Origin of the sequence: Pseudomonas muyukensis (assembly GCF_019139535.1) — a bacterium.
In the GTDB taxonomy this organism is placed as follows: Bacteria; Pseudomonadota; Gammaproteobacteria; order Pseudomonadales; family Pseudomonadaceae; genus Aquipseudomonas; species Aquipseudomonas muyukensis.
Map to the genome: position 1 here is coordinate 1,801,006 of NZ_CP077073.1, position 18,292 is coordinate 1,819,297.

At 65.4% G+C, this 18,292-nt stretch carries 15 protein-coding genes; 7 read left to right on the forward strand and 8 right to left on the reverse strand.

The features are described from left to right. Positions 1 to 11: 11 nt before the first annotated feature. Both pcaD and pcaC read left to right on the forward strand, forming a co-directional pair. On the forward strand, positions 12 to 803 hold the full coding sequence (pcaD, locus tag KSS95_RS08135; protein ID WP_217853153.1) for a 3-oxoadipate enol-lactonase: 792 nt from the start codon (positions 12 to 14) through the stop codon (positions 801 to 803). 10 nt (positions 804 to 813) lie between these two features. Next, the gene (pcaC, locus tag KSS95_RS08140) at positions 814 to 1,209 is read left to right on the forward strand and encodes a 4-carboxymuconolactone decarboxylase (RefSeq protein ID WP_217853154.1); all 396 of its coding nucleotides are present in this window, start codon (positions 814 to 816) and stop codon (positions 1,207 to 1,209) included. Positions 1,210 to 1,327: 118 nt separating this feature from the next. On the opposite strand, the gene KSS95_RS08145 is transcribed toward pcaC, so the two are convergent. After that, complete coding sequence (locus KSS95_RS08145; protein ID WP_217853156.1) at positions 1,328 to 1,852, reverse strand: Mpo1 family 2-hydroxy fatty acid dioxygenase; 525 nt, start codon at positions 1,850 to 1,852, stop codon at positions 1,328 to 1,330. A gap of 92 nt (positions 1,853 to 1,944) precedes the next feature. Here KSS95_RS08145 and KSS95_RS08150 point away from each other — a divergent pair, with 92 nt between their 5' ends. Beyond that, complete coding sequence (locus KSS95_RS08150) at positions 1,945 to 2,631, forward strand: Crp/Fnr family transcriptional regulator (RefSeq protein ID WP_217853158.1); 687 nt, start codon at positions 1,945 to 1,947, stop codon at positions 2,629 to 2,631. Here the strand turns inward: KSS95_RS08150 and KSS95_RS08155 are convergent. The 5 genes from KSS95_RS08155 to ttgA form a co-directional block, all read right to left on the reverse strand. Continuing rightward, a complete protein-coding gene (locus tag KSS95_RS08155; protein WP_217853159.1) occupies positions 2,531 to 3,514 on the reverse strand; it encodes a LysR family transcriptional regulator in 984 nt (327 codons plus the stop codon). The two genes, KSS95_RS08150 and KSS95_RS08155, sit on opposite strands and share 101 nt — an antisense overlap. A gap of 517 nt (positions 3,515 to 4,031) precedes the next feature. Further along, entirely contained in the window at positions 4,032 to 5,285 is a 1,254-nt protein-coding gene (locus tag KSS95_RS08160) for an OprD family porin (protein WP_217853161.1), read from the reverse strand. Positions 5,286 to 5,641: 356 nt separating this feature from the next. Beyond that, positions 5,642 to 7,087, reverse strand: coding sequence for an AdeC/AdeK/OprM family multidrug efflux complex outer membrane factor (locus KSS95_RS08165; protein ID WP_217853163.1), 1,446 nt, complete (start codon positions 7,085 to 7,087; stop codon positions 5,642 to 5,644). Continuing rightward, complete coding sequence (gene ttgB / locus KSS95_RS08170) at positions 7,084 to 10,236, reverse strand: multidrug efflux RND transporter permease subunit TtgB (protein WP_217853165.1); 3,153 nt, start codon at positions 10,234 to 10,236, stop codon at positions 7,084 to 7,086. Before ttgB ends, KSS95_RS08165 begins: the two co-directional genes overlap by 4 nt. Before the next feature lie 3 nt (positions 10,237 to 10,239). Then, positions 10,240 to 11,394, reverse strand: a complete 1,155-nt coding sequence (ttgA, locus tag KSS95_RS08175; RefSeq protein WP_217853166.1) for a toluene efflux RND transporter periplasmic adaptor subunit TtgA — start codon at positions 11,392 to 11,394, stop codon at positions 10,240 to 10,242. A gap of 258 nt (positions 11,395 to 11,652) precedes the next feature. Between ttgA and KSS95_RS08180 the strand changes: the two genes are divergently transcribed. After that, positions 11,653 to 12,285, forward strand: a complete 633-nt coding sequence (locus KSS95_RS08180) for a TetR family transcriptional regulator (RefSeq protein ID WP_217853168.1) — start codon at positions 11,653 to 11,655, stop codon at positions 12,283 to 12,285. Between the two features lie 145 nt (positions 12,286 to 12,430). On the opposite strand, the gene KSS95_RS08185 is transcribed toward KSS95_RS08180, so the two are convergent. Continuing rightward, the gene (locus tag KSS95_RS08185; RefSeq protein ID WP_217853170.1) at positions 12,431 to 13,867 is read right to left on the reverse strand and encodes an MDR family MFS transporter; all 1,437 of its coding nucleotides are present in this window, start codon (positions 13,865 to 13,867) and stop codon (positions 12,431 to 12,433) included. A gap of 370 nt (positions 13,868 to 14,237) precedes the next feature. Between KSS95_RS08185 and KSS95_RS08190 the strand changes: the two genes are divergently transcribed. Continuing rightward, positions 14,238 to 15,107, forward strand: a complete 870-nt coding sequence (locus KSS95_RS08190) for an isocitrate lyase/PEP mutase family protein (RefSeq protein ID WP_217853172.1) — start codon at positions 14,238 to 14,240, stop codon at positions 15,105 to 15,107. A gap of 640 nt (positions 15,108 to 15,747) precedes the next feature. Here the strand turns inward: KSS95_RS08190 and KSS95_RS08195 are convergent. Continuing rightward, the gene (locus KSS95_RS08195) at positions 15,748 to 16,659 is read right to left on the reverse strand and encodes a LysR family transcriptional regulator (protein ID WP_217853174.1); all 912 of its coding nucleotides are present in this window, start codon (positions 16,657 to 16,659) and stop codon (positions 15,748 to 15,750) included. A 105-nt stretch (positions 16,660 to 16,764) separates the two neighbouring features. Between KSS95_RS08195 and KSS95_RS08200 the strand changes: the two genes are divergently transcribed. Together KSS95_RS08200 and KSS95_RS08205 are read left to right on the forward strand one after the other, a co-directional pair. Continuing rightward, positions 16,765 to 17,640: an MBL fold metallo-hydrolase gene (locus KSS95_RS08200; RefSeq protein WP_217853176.1), complete on the forward strand. Its 876-nt coding sequence runs from the start codon at positions 16,765 to 16,767 to the stop codon at positions 17,638 to 17,640. A 29-nt stretch (positions 17,641 to 17,669) separates the two neighbouring features. Continuing rightward, complete coding sequence (locus KSS95_RS08205; protein WP_217853178.1) at positions 17,670 to 18,284, forward strand: NAD(P)-dependent oxidoreductase; 615 nt, start codon at positions 17,670 to 17,672, stop codon at positions 18,282 to 18,284. Positions 18,285 to 18,292: the final 8 nt, after the last annotated feature.

Consider the following 18,292-nt stretch of genomic DNA (forward strand, 5'->3'; position numbering starts at 1 on the left):
AGGAGACCGCTGTGGCGCACGTGCAACTGGCCGATGGCGTACTGCATTACCAACTCGATGGACCGGCCGCTGCCCCAGTGCTGGTGTTGTCCAACTCGCTGGGGACCGATCTGCACATGTGGGATGCGCAAGTGCCGGAGTGGGCCGAGCACTTTCGGTTGCTGCGCTATGACACCCGCGGCCATGGCGGCTCGCTGGTCAGCGCGGGCCCCTACAGCATCGAGCAATTGGGCGGTGATGTGCTGGCCCTGCTCGATGCCCTGGATATCGACAAGGCCCACTTCATCGGCCTGTCCATGGGCGGCCTGATTGGCCAGTGGCTGGGTATCCACGCGGGCAATCGCCTGCTCAGCCTGACCTTGTGCAACACGGCGGCGAAGATCGGCAGTGACCAGGTGTGGAACAGCCGCATCGATACCGTGCTCAAGGGCGGCTGTCAGGCCATGCACGCGCTACGTGATGCCTCCATCGCCCGCTGGTTCACCCCGGCATTCGCCCAGGCGCAGCCGGCCGCAGCCCAGCGCATCTGCCAGATGCTGGCGCAAACCGCGCCCGAGGGCTACGCGGCCAACTGCGCTGCGGTGCGCGACGCCGATATGCGTGACCAGCTCAAGCAGATCCAGCTGCCGACCCTGATCGTCGCCGGCAGTGCCGATGCGGTGACCACCCCGGCGCATGGTCGTTTCTTGCAGGCCGGTATCCTGGGGGCCGAGTACGTCGAATTCACCGCCGCGCACCTGTCCAACGTCGAGGTCGGCGCGCCGTTCAGCCGGCGTGTGCTCGATTTCCTGCGCAGCCGTTGAGGAGTACACCATGGACGAGAAACAACGCTACGAAGCCGGCATGCAAGTGCGCCGCGCGGTGCTGGGCGATGCCCATGTGGACCGCAGCCTGGAGAAGCTCAATGACTTCAATGGCGAGTTCCAGGAGATGATCACCCGGCATGCCTGGGGCGATATCTGGACCCGCCCCGGCTTGCCCAGGCATACCCGCAGCCTGATCACCATCGCCATGCTGATCGGCATGAACCGCAACGACGAGCTCAAGCTGCACCTGCGCGCCGCGGCCAACAACGGCGTGACCCGCGAGCAGATCAAGGAAGTGATCATGCACAGCGCGATCTATTGCGGGATACCGGCGGCCAATGCCACGTTCCACCTGGCCGAGTCGGTGTGGGATGAGCTGGGGGTGGAGTCGCGCACCAGGTGACTTGAGATATCGCCGGGGCTGCTGCGCAGCCCATCGCGACACAAGGCCGCTCCCACAGGGTTTGCACAGGCCTGTGGGAGCGGCCTTGTGTCGCGATGGCGCCCCAGCATTTCCCTGGTCAGATCGCCGCTTTCTTCTGGCGGATGGCCACCGGCCCGGCATTGGCCTCAACGGCTTTTTTCAATTCAGGGCACAGCCCGAGCATGAACGCCAGCTCCGCCACCACGAACAGTGGCCCGATGATCAGCCCGCTGAGGTCATCGACGAACGCCGGCTTGCGCCCTTCGTACCAGTGGCCGACGAACTGGATGATCCAGCCCACCACGAATGCGCCCAGCCCGGCCGCCAGCCACAGCCCGGTGCCTTGCACCGCCAGCGCTTGCCCGGCCCACAGGCACAGGCCCAGCAACAGCCCCATCACCAGGCCCAAGCGCAGGTCCAGGCGCAGGTAGAACCACACCGACCAGCCCGCCAGCAGCAACGCCGGTGACAGCCAGAGCCCGGCCAGGTCCCAGCCGGGGCGCGACAGCAGGATGGTCACCGCCAGCACGATCAGCGGAATGCCGATGAAATGCGTGGCGATATTGCGTGGGTCGCGGTGATAGGCCGCGTATTGACTCAAATGCTCGACGAGGTTTTTCATTGTTGTTCCTCCATCAGGGGTGAGCGCAGCTTGCCCCGGTTCATCCATCGTCGTCTGTCGGCTGGCCGACAGAGTTCGCATTGCGAGGCGCCATGCACGATCCGCGTACCCAATTGCTGCATGGCCAGTGGTTTCGCCAGTTGCCGGTTACTGTTCAGGATAGCCTGCTGGCCCTGGGCCGGCCCCGCGTGCTGGGGTCGGGGCAGTGCCTGTTCCAGCGCGGCGATGCGCCCTGCGGGCTGTATGCGGTGCTGGAAGGCGCGATGCGTGTCGGCGCGGTCAGCAGCGCTGGCAAGGAGGCGCTGCTGACCCTGGTGGAAGCCGCGCAATGGTTTGGCGAGATCAGCCTGTTCGATGGCCAGCCGCGGACCCATGACGCCTTTGCCGAAGGCCCTACCCGGCTGTTGTGGCTGCCCCAGGCCGCGCTGCTCGACTGGCTGGCGCGTGAGCCGCAGCACTGGCGCGAGCTGGCTTTGCTGATGAGCCACAAGCTGCGCTGGGTTTTCGTCGCCCTGGAGCAGCAGAGCCTGCTGGCCGCCGGGCCGCGCTTGGCCCACCGCTTGCTGCAGATGGCCGAGGGCTACGGCGAACGCGATGTCGCGCAATGGCGCTTGCAGGTATCCCAGGAGCAACTGGCGCTGATGCTGTCGCTGTCGCGCCAGACCATCAACCAGATCCTCAGGAACCTCGAGCAGTCCGGTGTGGTGCGCCTGGGCTATGGCGAGGTGGAGATCGTCGATGCGCCTCGCTTGCGGGCGCTGGCGCGGCATCCAGGCTGACCAGGGTGTCGATCATCGCTCGCGCCGCCGGGCTCAGGCGGTAGCCGCTGCGGCTGATCACCCCGCAGCGCACGCTCAGTACTTCCAGCCCCGGCGGCAGGTTGCGCCAGTGCAGGCGCACCAGGGTGCCGTTGGCCAGGTCGTCGGCCACCGCCTCTTCGCTGGCGGCACCGATGGCGTCGCTGGCCAGGACCACGCTGCGCAGCACCGCCAGGTGCTCGGTCTGCAGGTGCGGGGTGAAGTCGCTGCGCCCGCTGAGGTTGGCCAGGCGCTTGCGCACCCCGGGGGCAAGCAGGGCGCTGGCCAGCGGGTAGGCGAACAGGTCGTTGGTCGACAGGCTGTCCTTGGCCAGCAGCGGGTGGCCGGGGCGGCAGAAGAACAGGCCGGGGCGGGGGGTGAGCGCTTCGGTATGGAAGTTGGGGTCGGCCTCGAACGGGCGGATGTCGTCGACGAAGAATTCGATCTGCTCGCGGCGCAGGGCCTGGCCCAGGCGTTCGGCATTGTCCACCAGCAGCGCGGTGCGGATGCCCGGGCGCTGCTCGATGAATTGCCGCAGGGCTGCAGGCACCAGGCGCACCGCCAGGGCCGGGCCGCTGCCGAAATGCAGCTCGCCAGCATCGAGCTTGGTCATTTGCAGCACCTCGTTGTTCAACTGGGCAGCGCCCTGGACCAGGCGCCGGGCGTGTTGCACCACCACTTGGCCTTCGGGGGTGGGGGGCAGGGCCTTGTTGGCGCGGTCGACCAGGGCGCAGCCGAAGGTCTGCTCGAGGTTCTGGATGGCCCGGCTGAAGGCGGGCTGGGTGATGCCCATGGCCTCGGCGGCGCGAACGAAACTGCGGTATTCGGTGAGGGCGATGAAGTAGCGCAGTTGGCGCAGGTCCATGTTCGGGCTCTGGGGCGGGATCAAGGCTCGGTTTTAGCGTTTACCTGATATAGCGTCAATGTTTGTTTTTGCATGTTTTTAATACTTTTAGTTATTTAATGGGGCTCGTAGGCGCTTGCTGGCGAACCAGGCAACACGGTGGATGGCACCGGCTGTGCCGGTGTTCGCCGGCAAGGCCGGCTCCTACAACGCGTACGGCCTGCAACACCTGTAGGAGCCAGCTTGCTGGCGAACCAGGCGCCACGGAGGATGGCACCGGCTGCGCCGGTGTTCGCCGGCAAGGCCGGCTCCTACAACGCGTACGGCCTGCAACACCTGTAGGAGCCAGCTTGCTGGCGAACCAGGCGCCACGGAGGATGGCACCGGCTGCGCCGGTGTTCGCCGGCAAGGCCGGCTCCTACAACGCGTACGGCCTGCAACACCTGTAGGAGCCAGCCTTGCTGGCGAACCAGACGCTGCGGTGAATGGCACCGGCTACGCCGGCGCCTACGACGATTGCGTGGGTATTTCCAGCGGTTTACAGCAGGTTCAAAGGGTAACTCACGATCAAGCGGTTCTCATCGAACGCATTGCTGCTGAAATCCCGGCGCATGGTCGAGTTGCGCCATTTCACCGACAGGTCCTTGAACGTCCCGGCCTGGATCACATAGGCCAGCTCGCTTTCCCGTGCCCATTCCTTGCCATCGTCCACGGCGCTGGTGTGCACGTTGTCGCCCTTGATATAGCGGTTCATCAAGGTCAGCCCGGGAATGCCCAGGGTGACGAAGTTGAAGTCATGCCGCAGTTGCCAGGAGCGCTCCTTGGCATTGTCGAAACTGGCGTTGTAGCTGTCGTTGGCCAGGGTACCGCCGCTGGTGCCATTGACCCGCATCCAGGCATCGTCGCCACTGACCTTCTGCAGGCCGATATAGAACGTGTGGCCCTGGTAGCGCGCCGAGAGCATCGCCGAGGCGGTGCGGTTGTCCAACTTGCCGGCACGTTCGCTGCCGTCTTCCTTGCCAGTGAAGTACCCGAGGTTGGCGCCCAGGGTCCAGTCGCCCAGCGGCTGGCTGTGCACCAGGTTGAGGTATTGCTGGCGGTAGATGTCCTTGAGCCGGGCATCCCACAGGCCGACCATCGTGCGCTTGTCGTTGAAGCTGTATTCGCCGCCGGCAAAGTTGAAGCGGTCGGCGCTGATACCGGCGCGGCCCTGCATGAACAGGTCCTCCATGCTCGCGTCATTGCGCGGGCTGTTGCCACGGAACTGGCCGGCATAGACGGTCAGGCCGTCGATCTCCTTTGAGGTGAGCTGGCCACCGCGAAAGGTCTGCGGCAACGAGCGGCCATCGTCCGAGCGCAGGATCGGCAGCACTGGCATCCATTCGCCGATTTTCAGCTCGGTCTGCGACAGGCGCGCCTTCAACGCCACGCCCAGGCGCCCGAAGTCATCGGCGGGGCGGCCATCGTCGTGCACCGGCAGCAGGTGGGTGCCGGCGGTCCCCTTGCCGCCGTCGAGCTTGAGCGAGTACAGCCCCAGAATGTCCACGCCGAAGCCGACCGTGCCCTGGGTGAAACCGGAGCGGGCATCGAGGATGAAGCTCTGGGTCCATTCCTCGGCTTTGCCCTGGGGGTTGGTCGGGTCGACGAAGTTGCGGTTGATGTAGAAGTTGCGCAGGTTGAGGCTGGCCTTGGCGTCTTCCACGAAACCGCCTTCGGCGGCGAGGGCGGGCAGGGCGCAGGACAGCGACAACAGGCCAGGCAGCAGTTGGCGTGCGGGGTGCAAAGTGCTCATCGGTTGCATCTCTTGTTTTTATTGGGCGAGCCTGTGCGCTGCGGGTACGGGCCGCAGGGTCGGCATCTTTAGAGAGAACTTGTGCAACGTTGCGTGGGCGATGGTGCGCGGCGGGGTGGGGGCGAGGCAATTCGTGGAACGCGGAACGGGGCGATTATCGAACGCTATGTAGGGGCGTGCTGAGGGTGTAGGAGCGGCCTTGTGTCGCGAATGGGCTGCAAAGCAGCCCCGGCAATGCTGCAGGAAGGCTGATCCTGGGGCCGCTTCGCGCCCCTATCGCGACACAAGGCCGCTCCTACAGGGCTGCAAATAAAAAACCCACCGCAAGGGTGGGCTTGATGCTGTTACTAGACCAATCAGCCTTTCGGCGTCTGGATCGAGGCCTGCTGCTGGGTCTGCTCGTACCAGCCGCCGCCGAGGGCCTTGTACAGGTTTACCTCGCTGACCAGCTGCGACAGGCGGTCGCCGATCAGCGACTGCTGGGCGCTGAACAGGTTGCGCTGGGCATCGAGGAAGGTCAGGTTGCTGTCGATACCGATGCGGTAGCGGCGCTCGGCCAGGCGGTAGTAGTCCTGGTTGGCAGCCACCAGGTCACGCTGCGCCTGCAACTGCTCTTCGAACGTCTTGCGTGCGGCCAGGCCATCGGCGACTTCCTGGAAGGCGGTCTGGATGGTCTTTTCGTACTTGGCGACGTTGATGTCCTTCTGGATCTTCGAGTAGTCCAGGCTCGCCCTCAGGCTGCCGGCGTTGAAGATCGGCAGGTTGATCTGCGGCTGGAACAGCCAGGTGCCCGAACCACCCTTGAACAGGCCGCCCATGTCCGGGCTCAGGGTACCGGCATTGGCGGTCAGGCTGATGCTCGGGAAGAACGCGGCGCGGGCCGCGCCGATGTTGGCGTTGGCGGCCTTGAGCAGGTGCTCGGCCTCCTGGATGTCGGGACGGCGCTGCAGGATGTCGGACGGCAGCCCCGCCGGCACTTCGGCCAACTGGTCGGCGTCGAGCTCCAGCGGCTTGGGCAGGCTGCTCGGCACGCCGGTGCCGACCAGCACGGTCAGGCTGTTGAGGTCCTGGGCCACCAGGCGCTGGTACTGCGAGTACTTGACCCGGGCACCTTCCACGGCGGTGCGCGCCTGGCTGACGTCGAGCGCCGAGGCCACGCCGACCTCGTTGCTGCGGCGGGTCAGGTTGTAGCTTTCCTCGTAGGTCTTGAGCGTCTCTTCGGTCAGCTTGAACAGCGCCTGGTCGGCCTGCCAGGTGTAGTAGGCGTTGGCCACGCTGGCCACCAGGCTGATCTGCGTGGAGCGGCGCGCCTGCTCGCTGGACAGGTAGGTTTCCAGGGCCTGCTCGGTCAAGCTGCGCACGCGGCCGAACAAGTCCAGCTCATAGGCGCTGACACCCAAGGTGGCCGAGTACTGGCTGGCAATGCTCGACTGGCCGGTCTGCGACATGTTCGCCGGCATCCGTTGACGGCTGCCGCTGCCATTGGCCGACACGGCCGGGAACAGGTCGGCGCGCTGGATGCGGTACTGAGCGCGGTAGGCGTCGATGTTCAACGCTGCCACCCGCAGGTCGCGGTTGTTTTCCAGCGACGTCTGGATCAGTTGCTGCAGCGCCGGGTCGTGGAAGAACTGGCGCCAGCCCTGTTCGGCGGCGGCAACGTTGGCCGACTCGGTCGGCGAGTAGGCAGGGCCTTGCGGCCACTGCGCGGCTACCGGCGCCTCCGGCGCCTGGTAGTCGGGGATCAGCGAGCAGCCGCCGAGAATGAACGCGGTTACCGCAAGGGACAACAAAGACTTGGTCATTGCCCAGCCTCATAACGTGGAGTTTCAGGGGTGGCGTCTTGTTTCGGCTCTTTGCTGCCGAACAGCGACGACACTGCGACGAAGAATAGCGGTACCCAGAAGATGGCCAGTACGGTTGCACTGATCATGCCGCCGATGACCCCGGTGCCGATGGCGTGCTGGCTGCCGGCGCCGGCGCCGCTGGCGATGGTCAACGGTACCACGCCGAGGATGAACGCCAGCGAGGTCATGATGATCGGGCGCAGACGCATGCGGCAGGCCTCGATGGCCGCGTCGTACAGGCTGCGGCCCTGCTCGTGCAGTTCCTTGGCGAATTCGACGATCAGGATCGCGTTCTTCGCCGCCAGGCCAATGGTGGTCAGCAGGCCGACCAGGAAGTAGACGTCGTTGGACAGCCCGCGCAGGCTGGTGGCGAGCAAGGCACCGATGATACCCAGCGGCACGACCAGCACCACCGCGATCGGAATCGACCAGCTTTCGTACAGCGCTGCCAGGCAGAGGAACACGAACAGTACCGAGAGGGCGAACAGCGCCGGCATCTGCGAGCCGGAGAGTTTTTCCTCGTAGGACATGCCGGTCCAGGAGTAGCCGATGCCGCTTGGCAGTTCGCCGGCGATGCGCTCGACCTCGGCCATGGCTTCACCGGTACTGTAGCCAGGCGCCGGGGTGCCGAGGATCTCGACCGCTTCCACACCGTTGTAGCGCGACAGTTTCGGCGAGCCGTAGCTCCATTGGCCCTTGGCGAAGGAGGAGAACGGCACCATTTCGCCGGCGCCGTTGCGCACGTACCACTTCTGCAGGTCTTCCGGGCTCATCCGGGCGTTGGGCGCACCCTGGATGTACACCTTCTTGACCCGGCCACGGTCGATGAAGTCGTTGACGTAGCTACCGCCCAGGGCGATCGACAGGGTGTTGTTGATGTCGGCGATGGTCACGCCCAGGGCGCTGGCACGTTCGTCATCGATGGTCAGCTGGTACTGCGGCTCGTCGTTCAGGCCGTTCGGGCGCACGGCGCTGAGGATCTTGCTCTGCGCGGCCTTGGCCAGGAACTGGTTGCGCGCTTCCATCAGCTTCTCGTGGCCGACACCGGCGCGGTCCTGGAGGAACACGTCGAAGCCGGTGGCGTTACCCAGCTCGAGTACCGCCGGCGGAGCGAAGGCGAACACCATCGCGTCGCGGAAGCCGAAGAAGTGCATCTGCGCACGCTGGGCGAGGGCGAACACGCTGTTCTCCTTCGAGCGCTCACCCCATGGCTTGAGCATGATGAACGCCATGCCCGAGCTCTGGCCGCGACCGGCGAAGTTGAAGCCGTTGACGGTGAACACCGAAGACACGGTGTCGGCCTCGTCCTTGAGCAGGTACTCGCGCATCTGGTCGACCACCACCTGGGTGCGCTCGGCACTGGAGCCGGCCGGGGTCTGCACCTGGGCGAACAGCACGCCCTGGTCTTCTTCCGGAAGGAACGCGGTGGGAATGCGGGCGAACAGCCAGATCATGCCGACCACGATCAGCGCATAGGCCAGCAGGAACGGGATCTTGTTGCGCAGGATGGTGCCCACGCTACGCTCGTAACCCACCACGGTGCGGTCGAAGTTGCGGTTGAACCAGCCGAAGAAGCCGCGCTTGGCCACATGGTGCTCGCCCTTCTTCAGCGGCTTGAGCATGGTGGCGCACAGGGCCGGGGTGAAGATCAGCGCGACCAGCACCGACAGGCCCATGGCCGAGACGATGGTGATCGAGAACTGCCGGTAGATCACGCCGGTCGAGCCGCCGAAGAAGGCCATCGGCAGCAGTACCGCCGAGAGCACCAGGGCGATACCCACCAGGGCGCCCTGGATCTGTTCCATGGAGCGCTTGGTCGCTTCCTTGGGCGGTAGCCCTTCCTCGGACATCACCCGCTCGACGTTCTCCACCACGACGATGGCGTCGTCCACCAGCAAGCCGATGGCCAGGACCATGGCGAACATGGTCAGGGTGTTGATGCTGAAGCCGGCGGCGGCGAGGATGCCGAAGGTCCCCAGCAACACCACCGGGACGGTCATGGTGGTGATGATGGTGGCGCGGAAGTTCTGCAGGAACAGGTACATCACCAGGAACACCAGGACCACGGCCTCGATCAGGGTATGGATCACGCCACTGATCGATTCGGTGACCACCGGGGTGGTGTCGTACGGGAACACCGCCTTGACCCCTGGCGGGAAGAACGGCTCGAGGTCGGCGATGGTCTGGCGCAGGGCCTTGGCGGTATCCAGGGCGTTGGCACCGGTGGCCAGCTTGACCGCCAGGCCCGAGGCCGGGAAGCCGTTGTACTGCGCGCTGATGGCGTAGTTCTCGCCGCCCAGGCCGACCTGCGCGACATCGCCCAGGCGCACCTGGGAGCCGTCGGCGTTGACCTTGAGCAGGATCTTCTCGAACTGCTCGGCGGTCTGCAGGCGGGTCTTGCCGATGATCGTGGCGTTCAGCTGGGTGCCCGGCAGGGCAGGCAGGCCGCCGAGCTGGCCGGAGGACACCTGCACGTTCTGCGCGGCCACCGCGGTGCGCACGTCGACCGGGGTCAGCTGGAACTTGTTCAGCTTGGCCGGATCGAGCCAGATACGCATGGCGTACTGCGCACCGAACACCTGGAAGTCACCCACGCCGGCGGTCCGCGAGATCGGGTCCTGCATGTTGGAGACGATGTAGTTGGCCAGGTCGTCCTTGGTCATGGTGCCGTCTTCGGACACCAGGCCGATCACCAGCAGGAAGTTCTTCACTGCCTTGGTGACGCGGATACCTTGCTGTTGCACTTCCTGCGGCAGCAACGGGGTGGCCAGGTTCAGCTTGTTCTGGACCTGGACCTGCGCCGTGTCGGCGTTGGTGCCCTGCTCGAAGGTGGCGGTGATGGTCATGCTGCCGTCGGAGTTACTTTCCGAGGAAACATAGCGCAGGTTGTCGATACCGTTGAGCTGCTGCTCGATCACCTGCACCACGGTGTCCTGCACCGTCTGCGCCGAGGCGCCCGGATAGGTCACGGCGATGGCGATGGCCGGCGGGGCGATGCTCGGGTACTGGTTGATCGGCAGCTTCAGGATCGACAAGGCGCCGACCAGCATGATCACCAGGGCGATCACCCAGGCGAAGATCGGGCGATCGATAAAGAACTTCGACATGGTTTACTCCGCTTTGGCGTCGGCTTTCGCCGCGCTGGCCTGATCGGGGCTGCCCGGTTTCTTGACGTTGGTGGCTTCGCTGACCTTGACTTCGACACCAGGGCGCACGAACTGCAGCCCTTCGGTGATCAGACGGTCGCCCGGGTTCAGGCCTTCCTCGATCAGCCAGTCGCTGCCCAGGGTACGGTTGGCCTTGAGCTGGCGCAGTTCGACCTTGTTTTCCTGGTTGACCACCAGTGCGGTCGGCGCGCCCTTGAGGTCGCGGGTCACGCCCTGTTGCGGGGCCAGGATGGCGTTGGCATTGACCCCGGCCTTGAGCCGCGCATGCACGAACATGCCGGGCAGCAGGGTGTGGTCGGGGTTGGGGAAGATTGCGCGCAGGGTCACCGAGCCGGTGGTCTCGTCGACTGCGACCTCGGAGAACTCCAGGCGGCCCTGCTGCTTGAACAGGCTGCCATCCTCCAGCACCAGCTGCACCTGGGCGGCGTTGTCGCCGGCCTTCTGCAACTGGCCGCTTTCCAGGTCACGGCGCAGCTTGAGCAGCTCGGCGGTGGACTGGGTGACGTCGACGTAGATCGGGTCGAGCTGCTGGATGGTCGACATGGCGTTGGCCTGGCCATTGCTCACCAGGGCGCCCTCGGTGAATGCGGAGCGCCCGATGCGGCCACTGATCGGCGCCAGCACCTTGGTGTAGCGCAGGTCGATCTGGGCGCTCTTGAGGGCGGCCTCGGCCTGCAATCGTTTGGCATTGGCGTCGTCGTATTCCTGCTTGGACACCGCTTGTTCGTCGATCAGCTGCTTGTAGCGTTCGGCCAGCGAGCGGGTTGCCTGCAGGTTGGCCTGGGCGTTGGCCAGGTTGGCCTCGTAGACGGCAGGGTCGATCTGGTAGAGCTGCTGCCCTTCCTTGACGTCACTGCCTTCCTTGAACAGGCGCTTGAGAATGATGCCGTTGACCTGTGGCCGTACCTCGGCCACACGGTAGGCGCTGGTGCGCCCCGGCAGTTCCGAGGTGAGGGTGAAGGCTTGCGGCTGCACGGTGACGACGCCGACCTGAGGAGCCTGTGGCGCGGGCGCTGCTTCTTCTTTCTTGCAGCCACTGAGCAGGGTTGCCAAAGCCACGGCGGAAACCAGGGCGGATAAGGCTGGCTTGAATTGCATGAGGATCCTCGGGTCGCAGGAGCAGGGGAGCTCAAGAATATAAAGGAAGAGTCTTGTCAGAAAAACGCTATCGGGTGGATAAATAGCTTGCTAAGGAATATACTTACATTCATGGTTGTTTGTAAATACCGCAGGTGTGTCGTGAGTGACCACCGCGGATCGCTCACATTTACCCGGGTGAGGCCCTGAAAGAGGCGACCCCCGGCCTGATTCCCGCCCGCCACGTGGGCGCGCGGGGCCTGATGAGGTTGTACTGCCATGGTCCGTCGAACCAAAGAGGAAGCCCAGGAAACCCGCGCCCAGATCATCGAGGCGGCGGAAAGGGCCTTCTACAAGCGCGGTGTCGCGCGTACCACCCTGGCCGATATCGCCGAGCTCGCCGGGGTGACCCGCGGGGCGATCTACTGGCACTTCAGCAACAAGGCCGACCTGGTGCAGGCGCTGCTCGACAGCCTGCACGAGACCCATGACCACCTGGCCCGAGCCAGTGAAAGCGAGGATGAACTCGACCCGCTTGGTTGCATGCGCAAGCTCCTGCTGCAAGTGTTCAACGAGCTGGTGCTCGATGCCCGGACCCGGCGTATCAATGAAATCCTGCACCACAAGTGCGAATTTACCGATGACATGTGCGAGATTCGCCAGCAGCGCCAGGGCGCGGTGCTCGATTGCCACGAAGGCATCGCCCTGACCATGGGCAATGCCGTACGCCGTGGCCAGTTGCCGGCCGACCTGGACACCGACCGGGCGGCCGTGGCGATCTTCGCCTATGTCGATGGCCTGATCGGGCGCTGGTTGCTGCTGCCGGAAAGCTTCGACCTGCTGGGCGATGTCGAGAAATGGGTCGACACCGGGCTGGATATGCTGCGCTTGAGCCCCAGCTTGCGCAAATGACAGTTTGTGAAGGATTGTGAGGGAGTGTTTCCTCCATTCATTAAGTGAAGATTACGCTTGACCCTGTAGGCGCCAGCCTTGCTGGCGAAGCGATCTCAAGGGCGCTTCGCCAGCAAGGCTGGCGCCTACAGGGTTTTATGGGGGCCTAATGGCCACGCAGTTGCCGGTCTGGCAATGCCAGGGCCGCGAGCAGGCCAATCAGCGAGGCCCCCGCGCTCGCCAGCAACAGATACCTGAACGTTTCCAGCAGCCGGGCCTGGGTCGCTGGATCCGCCTCACCAGCCTTGAGGCTGCCCAGCATCTCGAATCCACCTTGATGAAGCAGCGCCAACAACAGGCTGGACATGCACGCCACGCCCATCGCCCCACCCAGCGAGCGGAACAGGTTGGTGGTGCTGGTGGCCACGCCGATATCCTTCATGTCCACCGCGTTCTGCGTGCCCACCAGCGAAGTGGGGAACTGCAACCCGCAGGCAATTCCGGTCAGCAACATGAACAGCGCGCTTAACAGGGCGGATTGCGGTGGCGTCAGGGCCATGGCGGCGATGGTCACTGGCATCAGGAGGGCGCCGGCCAGGATCTGCGGTTTGTAGCGCCCGGTACGGCTGGTCATGCGCCCGCCGGTGAAGGCGCCAATCGGCAAACCCATGGCCAGGGGCAACAGGTGCAACGCCGCGATGTCGGCACCGGCGCCGGTGATGCTCTGATAGCGCAGCGGCATCAGCATGCTCAGCGAGATCGACTGGAAACTGGCGAAAAAGATCACGCACCAGCACAGCACCGCGACTCGGTTGCCGAACAGTGCCAGGGGCAGCAGGGGCTCGCGGCAGCGCCGCTCATGGGCCACCAACAGCAGCAGGCCGAGCGCGGCGCAGCCCAGCAGCACCAGCACCTGGGATGACAGCCAGGCCTGGCCCTGGCCGACCAGGGTGATGCCCAGCAGCAGGCTGCCCAGGCCGATGATCATCAGTAGCGCGCCCAGGTAGTCCACCTGCGCCTTGCGCCGTTGCACCGCCAGCCCGTCCAGCGCCTGGTGGATCACCCACAGGGCGACCAGGCCCAGGGGCAGGTTGACCCAGAACACCCAGCGCCAGGACAGGTATTCGGTCAGCCAGCCGCCCAGCACCGGCCCGGCGACGCTGGCCAGGGCGTACATGCTGCTGAAATAGCCCTGGTAGCGGCCGCGCTCGCGGGGGGGAACGTAGTCGCCGATGATCGCCTGGCTCACCGAGACCATGCCGCCGGCACCGATGCCCTGGAGCACCCGGGCCAGCACCAGTTGCGGCATGTCCTGGGCCAGGGCGCAGGCGATCGAGGCCAGGGTGAACAGCGCGGTACCGGTGAGGATCATGCGCCGCCGTCCATACAGGTCGCCAAGCTTGCCGTAGATCGGTACGGCGATGGTCATGGCCACCAGGTAGCCGGAAATCACCCAGGCCAGCAGGCCGACGTCGTCGAACTGCGCGGAAATCGCCGGCATGGACACGGCGACGATGGTCTGGTCGAGGGCGCCGAGGAAGATCGCCAGCATCAGGGCGGTCAGGACACGGCGCAGGACGGTGGGGGGCAGGGCGGCGGTCACTGGGGGTCCTTGTTGTCATCGCGGGTGACGTGGAGGCGGGCTTCAGCGTCGAGGATTGTACCCTGAGTTAGATAGCTTCCTATGTACTAAATGCATCCCCTATGCAAGATCGGCATTGGCGCATTCATCCAGCGCTGCTTGGCCCCGTGCTATCGTGCCGGGGCCGCAGAGGCTGAAATCCGGGGGCTGCACCAGCTTGGTGCAACTATTTGCCACAGGGTTTCGCGTCGCTGTATGTCCACACCTTCTATTCCTCTGCCTGCATGTCGAGCATGACCGCCCTGATGGCGACGGTTGGAACAGTCAGGTAGACCCGAACCAGGGGTCGGTTGTCAGCCGTTCAACATTTCTTATTACCAGCGGAGTGATCATGCCCAAGGCTTCCCACCACGATCTGCGTTTTGCCTTCCGCGAACTGCTCGCGTCCGGTTCGTGCTATCACACCGCGTCGGTCTTCGACCCGATGTCCGCGCGTATCGCTGCCGACCTGGGCTTTGAAGTCGGCATCCTCGGCGGCTCGGTTGCTTCGTTGCAGGTGCTGGCCGCGCCGGACTTCGCCTTGATCACCCTGAGCGAGTTCGTCGAGCAGGCCACCCGCATCGGCCGTGTCGCCCAGTTGCCGGTGCTGGCCGACGCCGACCACGGCTACGGCAATGCGCTCAATGTGATGCGCACGGTGATCGAGCTGGAGCGCGCCGGCGTTGCTGCGCTGACCATCGAGGACACCCTGCTGCCAGCGCAGTTCGGGCGCAAGTCCACCGACCTGATCTCGGTCGAGGAGGGCGTCGGCAAGATTCGCGCGGCGCTGGAGGCGCGGGTCGACTCGGCGCTGGCGATCATCGCCCGAACCAACGCCGGCGTACTGACCACCGAGGAGATCATCGTCCGCACCCAGAGTTACCAGAAGGCCGGTGCCGATGGCATCTGCATGGTAGGGGTGAAGGATTTCGAGCAGTTGGAGCAGATCAGCGAGCACCTGAGCGTGCCGCTGATGCTGGTCACCTACGCCAATCCCAACCTGCGCGACGACGAGCGCCTGGCGCGCCTGGGCGTGCGCATCGTGGTCGACGGCCATGCCGCCTACTTCGCCGCGATCAAGGCCACCTACGACTGCCTGCGTTTGCAGCGCGGCCAGCAGAACAAGTCTGAAAACCTCAACGCCACCGAGCTGTCGCACACCTACACCCAACCTGAGGATTACATCCGCTGGGCCAAGGAGTACATGAGCGTCGAGGAGTGATCGGCGTCTCCTACGATACCTGACCATCCCGCCTAGGCGCCGGCTTGCCGGCGAACACCGGCGCAGCCGGTGCCATCCACTGCGTCGCCTGGTTCGCCAGCAAGCTGGCTCCTACCGGGCAATGCCAGGCCGAAAACAGCGTAGGAGCCGGCTTGCCGGCGAACACCGGCGCAGCCGGTGCCATCCTCCGCGTCGCTTGCTTCGCCAGCAAGCTGGCTCCTACGGCCATTGCAGGTCGCAGACGGTGTAGGAGCCGGCTTGCCGGCGAACACCGGCGCAGCCGGTGCCATCCAGCACGTCGCTTGCTTCGCCAGCAAGCTGGCTCCTCCGGGCATTGCAGGTCGCAGACGGCGTAGGCGCCGGCTTGCCGGCGAACACCGGCGCAGCCGGTGCCATCCTCCGCGTCGCTTGCTTCGCCAGCAAGCTGGCTACGGGCATTGCAGGTCGCAGACGGCGTAGGAGCCGGCCTTGCCGGCGAACACCGGCGCAGCCGGTGCCATCCACCGCGTCGCTTGCTTCGCCAGCAAGCTGGCTCCTACCGGGCAATCCCAGGCCGAAAACAGCGTAGGAGCCGGCCTTGCCGGCGAACACCGGCGTTGCCGGTGCCATCCACCGCGTTGCCGGTTCGCCAGCAAGCTGGCTACAGGCCGAGTCCCTGGTCCCAGGCGGGTTCGTCGGTGAACCGCTGGGCGAGAAAGTCCAGCATGCTGCGCAAGGTCGCCGGCATGTGCTTGCGCGAGGTGTACACCGCGTTGAGCGTCAGCTCCCGCGGCTTGGCCTCGGGCAGCAGGCGTACCAGCTCGCCGCTGCGCAACGCCGCCGCGGCCTGGTAGGTCGGCAGCATGGCGATGCCGGCGCTGGCCAGCGCGGCCTTTTGCAGGGTCATGGCCTCGTTGGCGCTGATATTGCCCTGTACCGGCACGGCGATGGTCTGCCCATTCACCTCGAAGTGCCACAGGCCGTGACCGAAATAGGCATGGGTCAGGCAGTTGTGCTGGCTCAACGCCTCGACCCGCTCCGGCGTGCCGTGCTCGCGCAGGTAGGCGGGGCTGGCGCAAATCACCGAACGGCACACGCTCAGGCGCCGGGCGATCAGGTTGGGGTCGATGTCGTTGCTGGTGCGGATGGCCAAGTCGATGCGCTCTTCCACCAGGTTGACGGTGCGGTCGAGCATCTGCAGCTCTACTTTTACCCCGGGATAGCACTTTACATAGGCGGCCAGGGCGTCCACCAACTGCGCCTGGCCGAACGAGGTGCTGACGCTGATGCGCAGCTCGCCGCGGGGCGCGGCATCGGGTTGGCGCACGGCGCTTTGCAGGTCGCCGGCCAGCTCCAGCATCTGCCGGCAGCGCGGCAGGGTTTCCTGGCCGGCGGCGGTCAGGCTGAGCTTGCGCGTGGTGCGCTGCATCAGGCGCGCGCCAACCCAGTCCTCCAGCTCGGCCAGGTAGCGTGAGATCACGGGCCTGGAAAGTGCCAGGTGATCGGCTGCGGCCGACTGGCTGCCGAGGTCGACGACGGTGACGAAGACGCGCATGGCGTTGAGACGGTCCATGATTTGCCCGCTTTCAGAAACAAACTATGTTGCAGCATCGCATTTTTTGTATTGGTTCGGGCAACTAAGCTGTGTTCCATCTTTCCCGCACACAGGATTGCCCCAATGTCGCTCTTCACTCCGCTGCGTGGCCTGCTGCTGGCCTGCGTTACCCTGGCGGGCCAGGCCATGGCCGCCGAACCGCTCAAGCTCGAAGTCTACAACCCTGGCCACGAGGCGATCTTCCCGGTCAGCTCGGTGATCGTCAGTGGCGCCCATGATGCCATCCTGGTCGATGCCCAGTTCGGCAAGGCCCAGGCCGAGCAGGTGGTCGAACGCCTGCGTGCCAGTGGCAAGCAGCTGACCACCATCTATGTCAGCCATGGCGACCCGGACTACTACTTTGGCCTGGACACCGTCACCCAGGCCTTCCCCAAGGCCCGGGTGGTCGCCTCGGCCGCCACCGTGGCGCACATTCGCCAGACCATGGACGCCAAGCTGGCCTACTGGGGCCCGCAGATGGGCGCCGACAAGCCGGCCAAGCTGGTGGTTCCGCAGGTGCTCGCCGGCAATCGCCTGGAGCTCGAAGGCCAGGCCCTGGAGGTCGTGGGCCTGGATGGCCCGCAGCCGGACCGCAGCTTCGTCTGGATTCCTTCGATCAAGGCCGTGGTCGGTGGCGTGGTGGTTGCCGAGCACATCCACGTGTGGATGGCCGACACCCAGACCGCGCAATCCCATGCCGACTGGCTGGGCACCCTGGGCAAGATCGAGCAACTTAAGCCGCGCACCGTGGTACCGGGCCATTACCTGGGCGACAGCAGCCGTTCGCTGGCCGCCGTGCGCTTCACCGCAGGCTACATTGGTGATTTCGATGCCGAAGCCGCCAAGGCTGCCAATGCCGACGCGCTGATCGCGGCGATGAAAAAGCGTTACCCGGGCCTGGCCGACGAAAGCTCCCTGGAGCTGGGCGCCAAGGTCGCCAAGGGCGAGATGAAGTGGTAACCCCCTTTCAACCTGTTGGAGTGTTTTCCATGAGCAAGATCGCAATCATCGGCGCCACCGGGCGTGCCGGCAGCCAGTTGCTGGAAGAGGCCCTGCGCCGCGGGCACAGTGTGGTCGCCATCGCCCGTGACCCTTCCTCGTTGCAAGGCCGCGCCGGGGTGACGGCCAAGGCCCTGGATGCCAAGGACAGCGCCGCCTTGCAGGCGGCGGTCAGTGGCTGCGACGCGGTGCTCAGCGCGGCGCATTTCGCCACGATCGAGCCGCAGGCGATCATCGCGCCGGTCAAGGCGGCTGGGGTCAAGCGCCTGCTGGTGGTCGGTGGCGCCGGCAGCCTGCTGCTGCCGTCCGGGCAACGGGTGATCGACAGCCCGGACTTCCCCGAGGCCTACAAGGCCGAGGCCAGTGCCGGTGTGGGCTTTCTCGAGGCGTTGCGCCAGGAGGCCGAGCTGGACTGGACCTTCCTGTCACCGTCGGCGGAGTTCGTCGACGGTGGGCGCACGGGGCATTACACCCTGGGCAAGGATCACCTGCTGATCGGGGCCGATGGTCGTAGCTGGATCAGCTTTGCCGACTACGCCATCGCGATGCTCGACGAGCTGGAGCAACCGGCGCACGCGCGAGCGCGCTTCACCGTCGGCTACTGACCGCGACC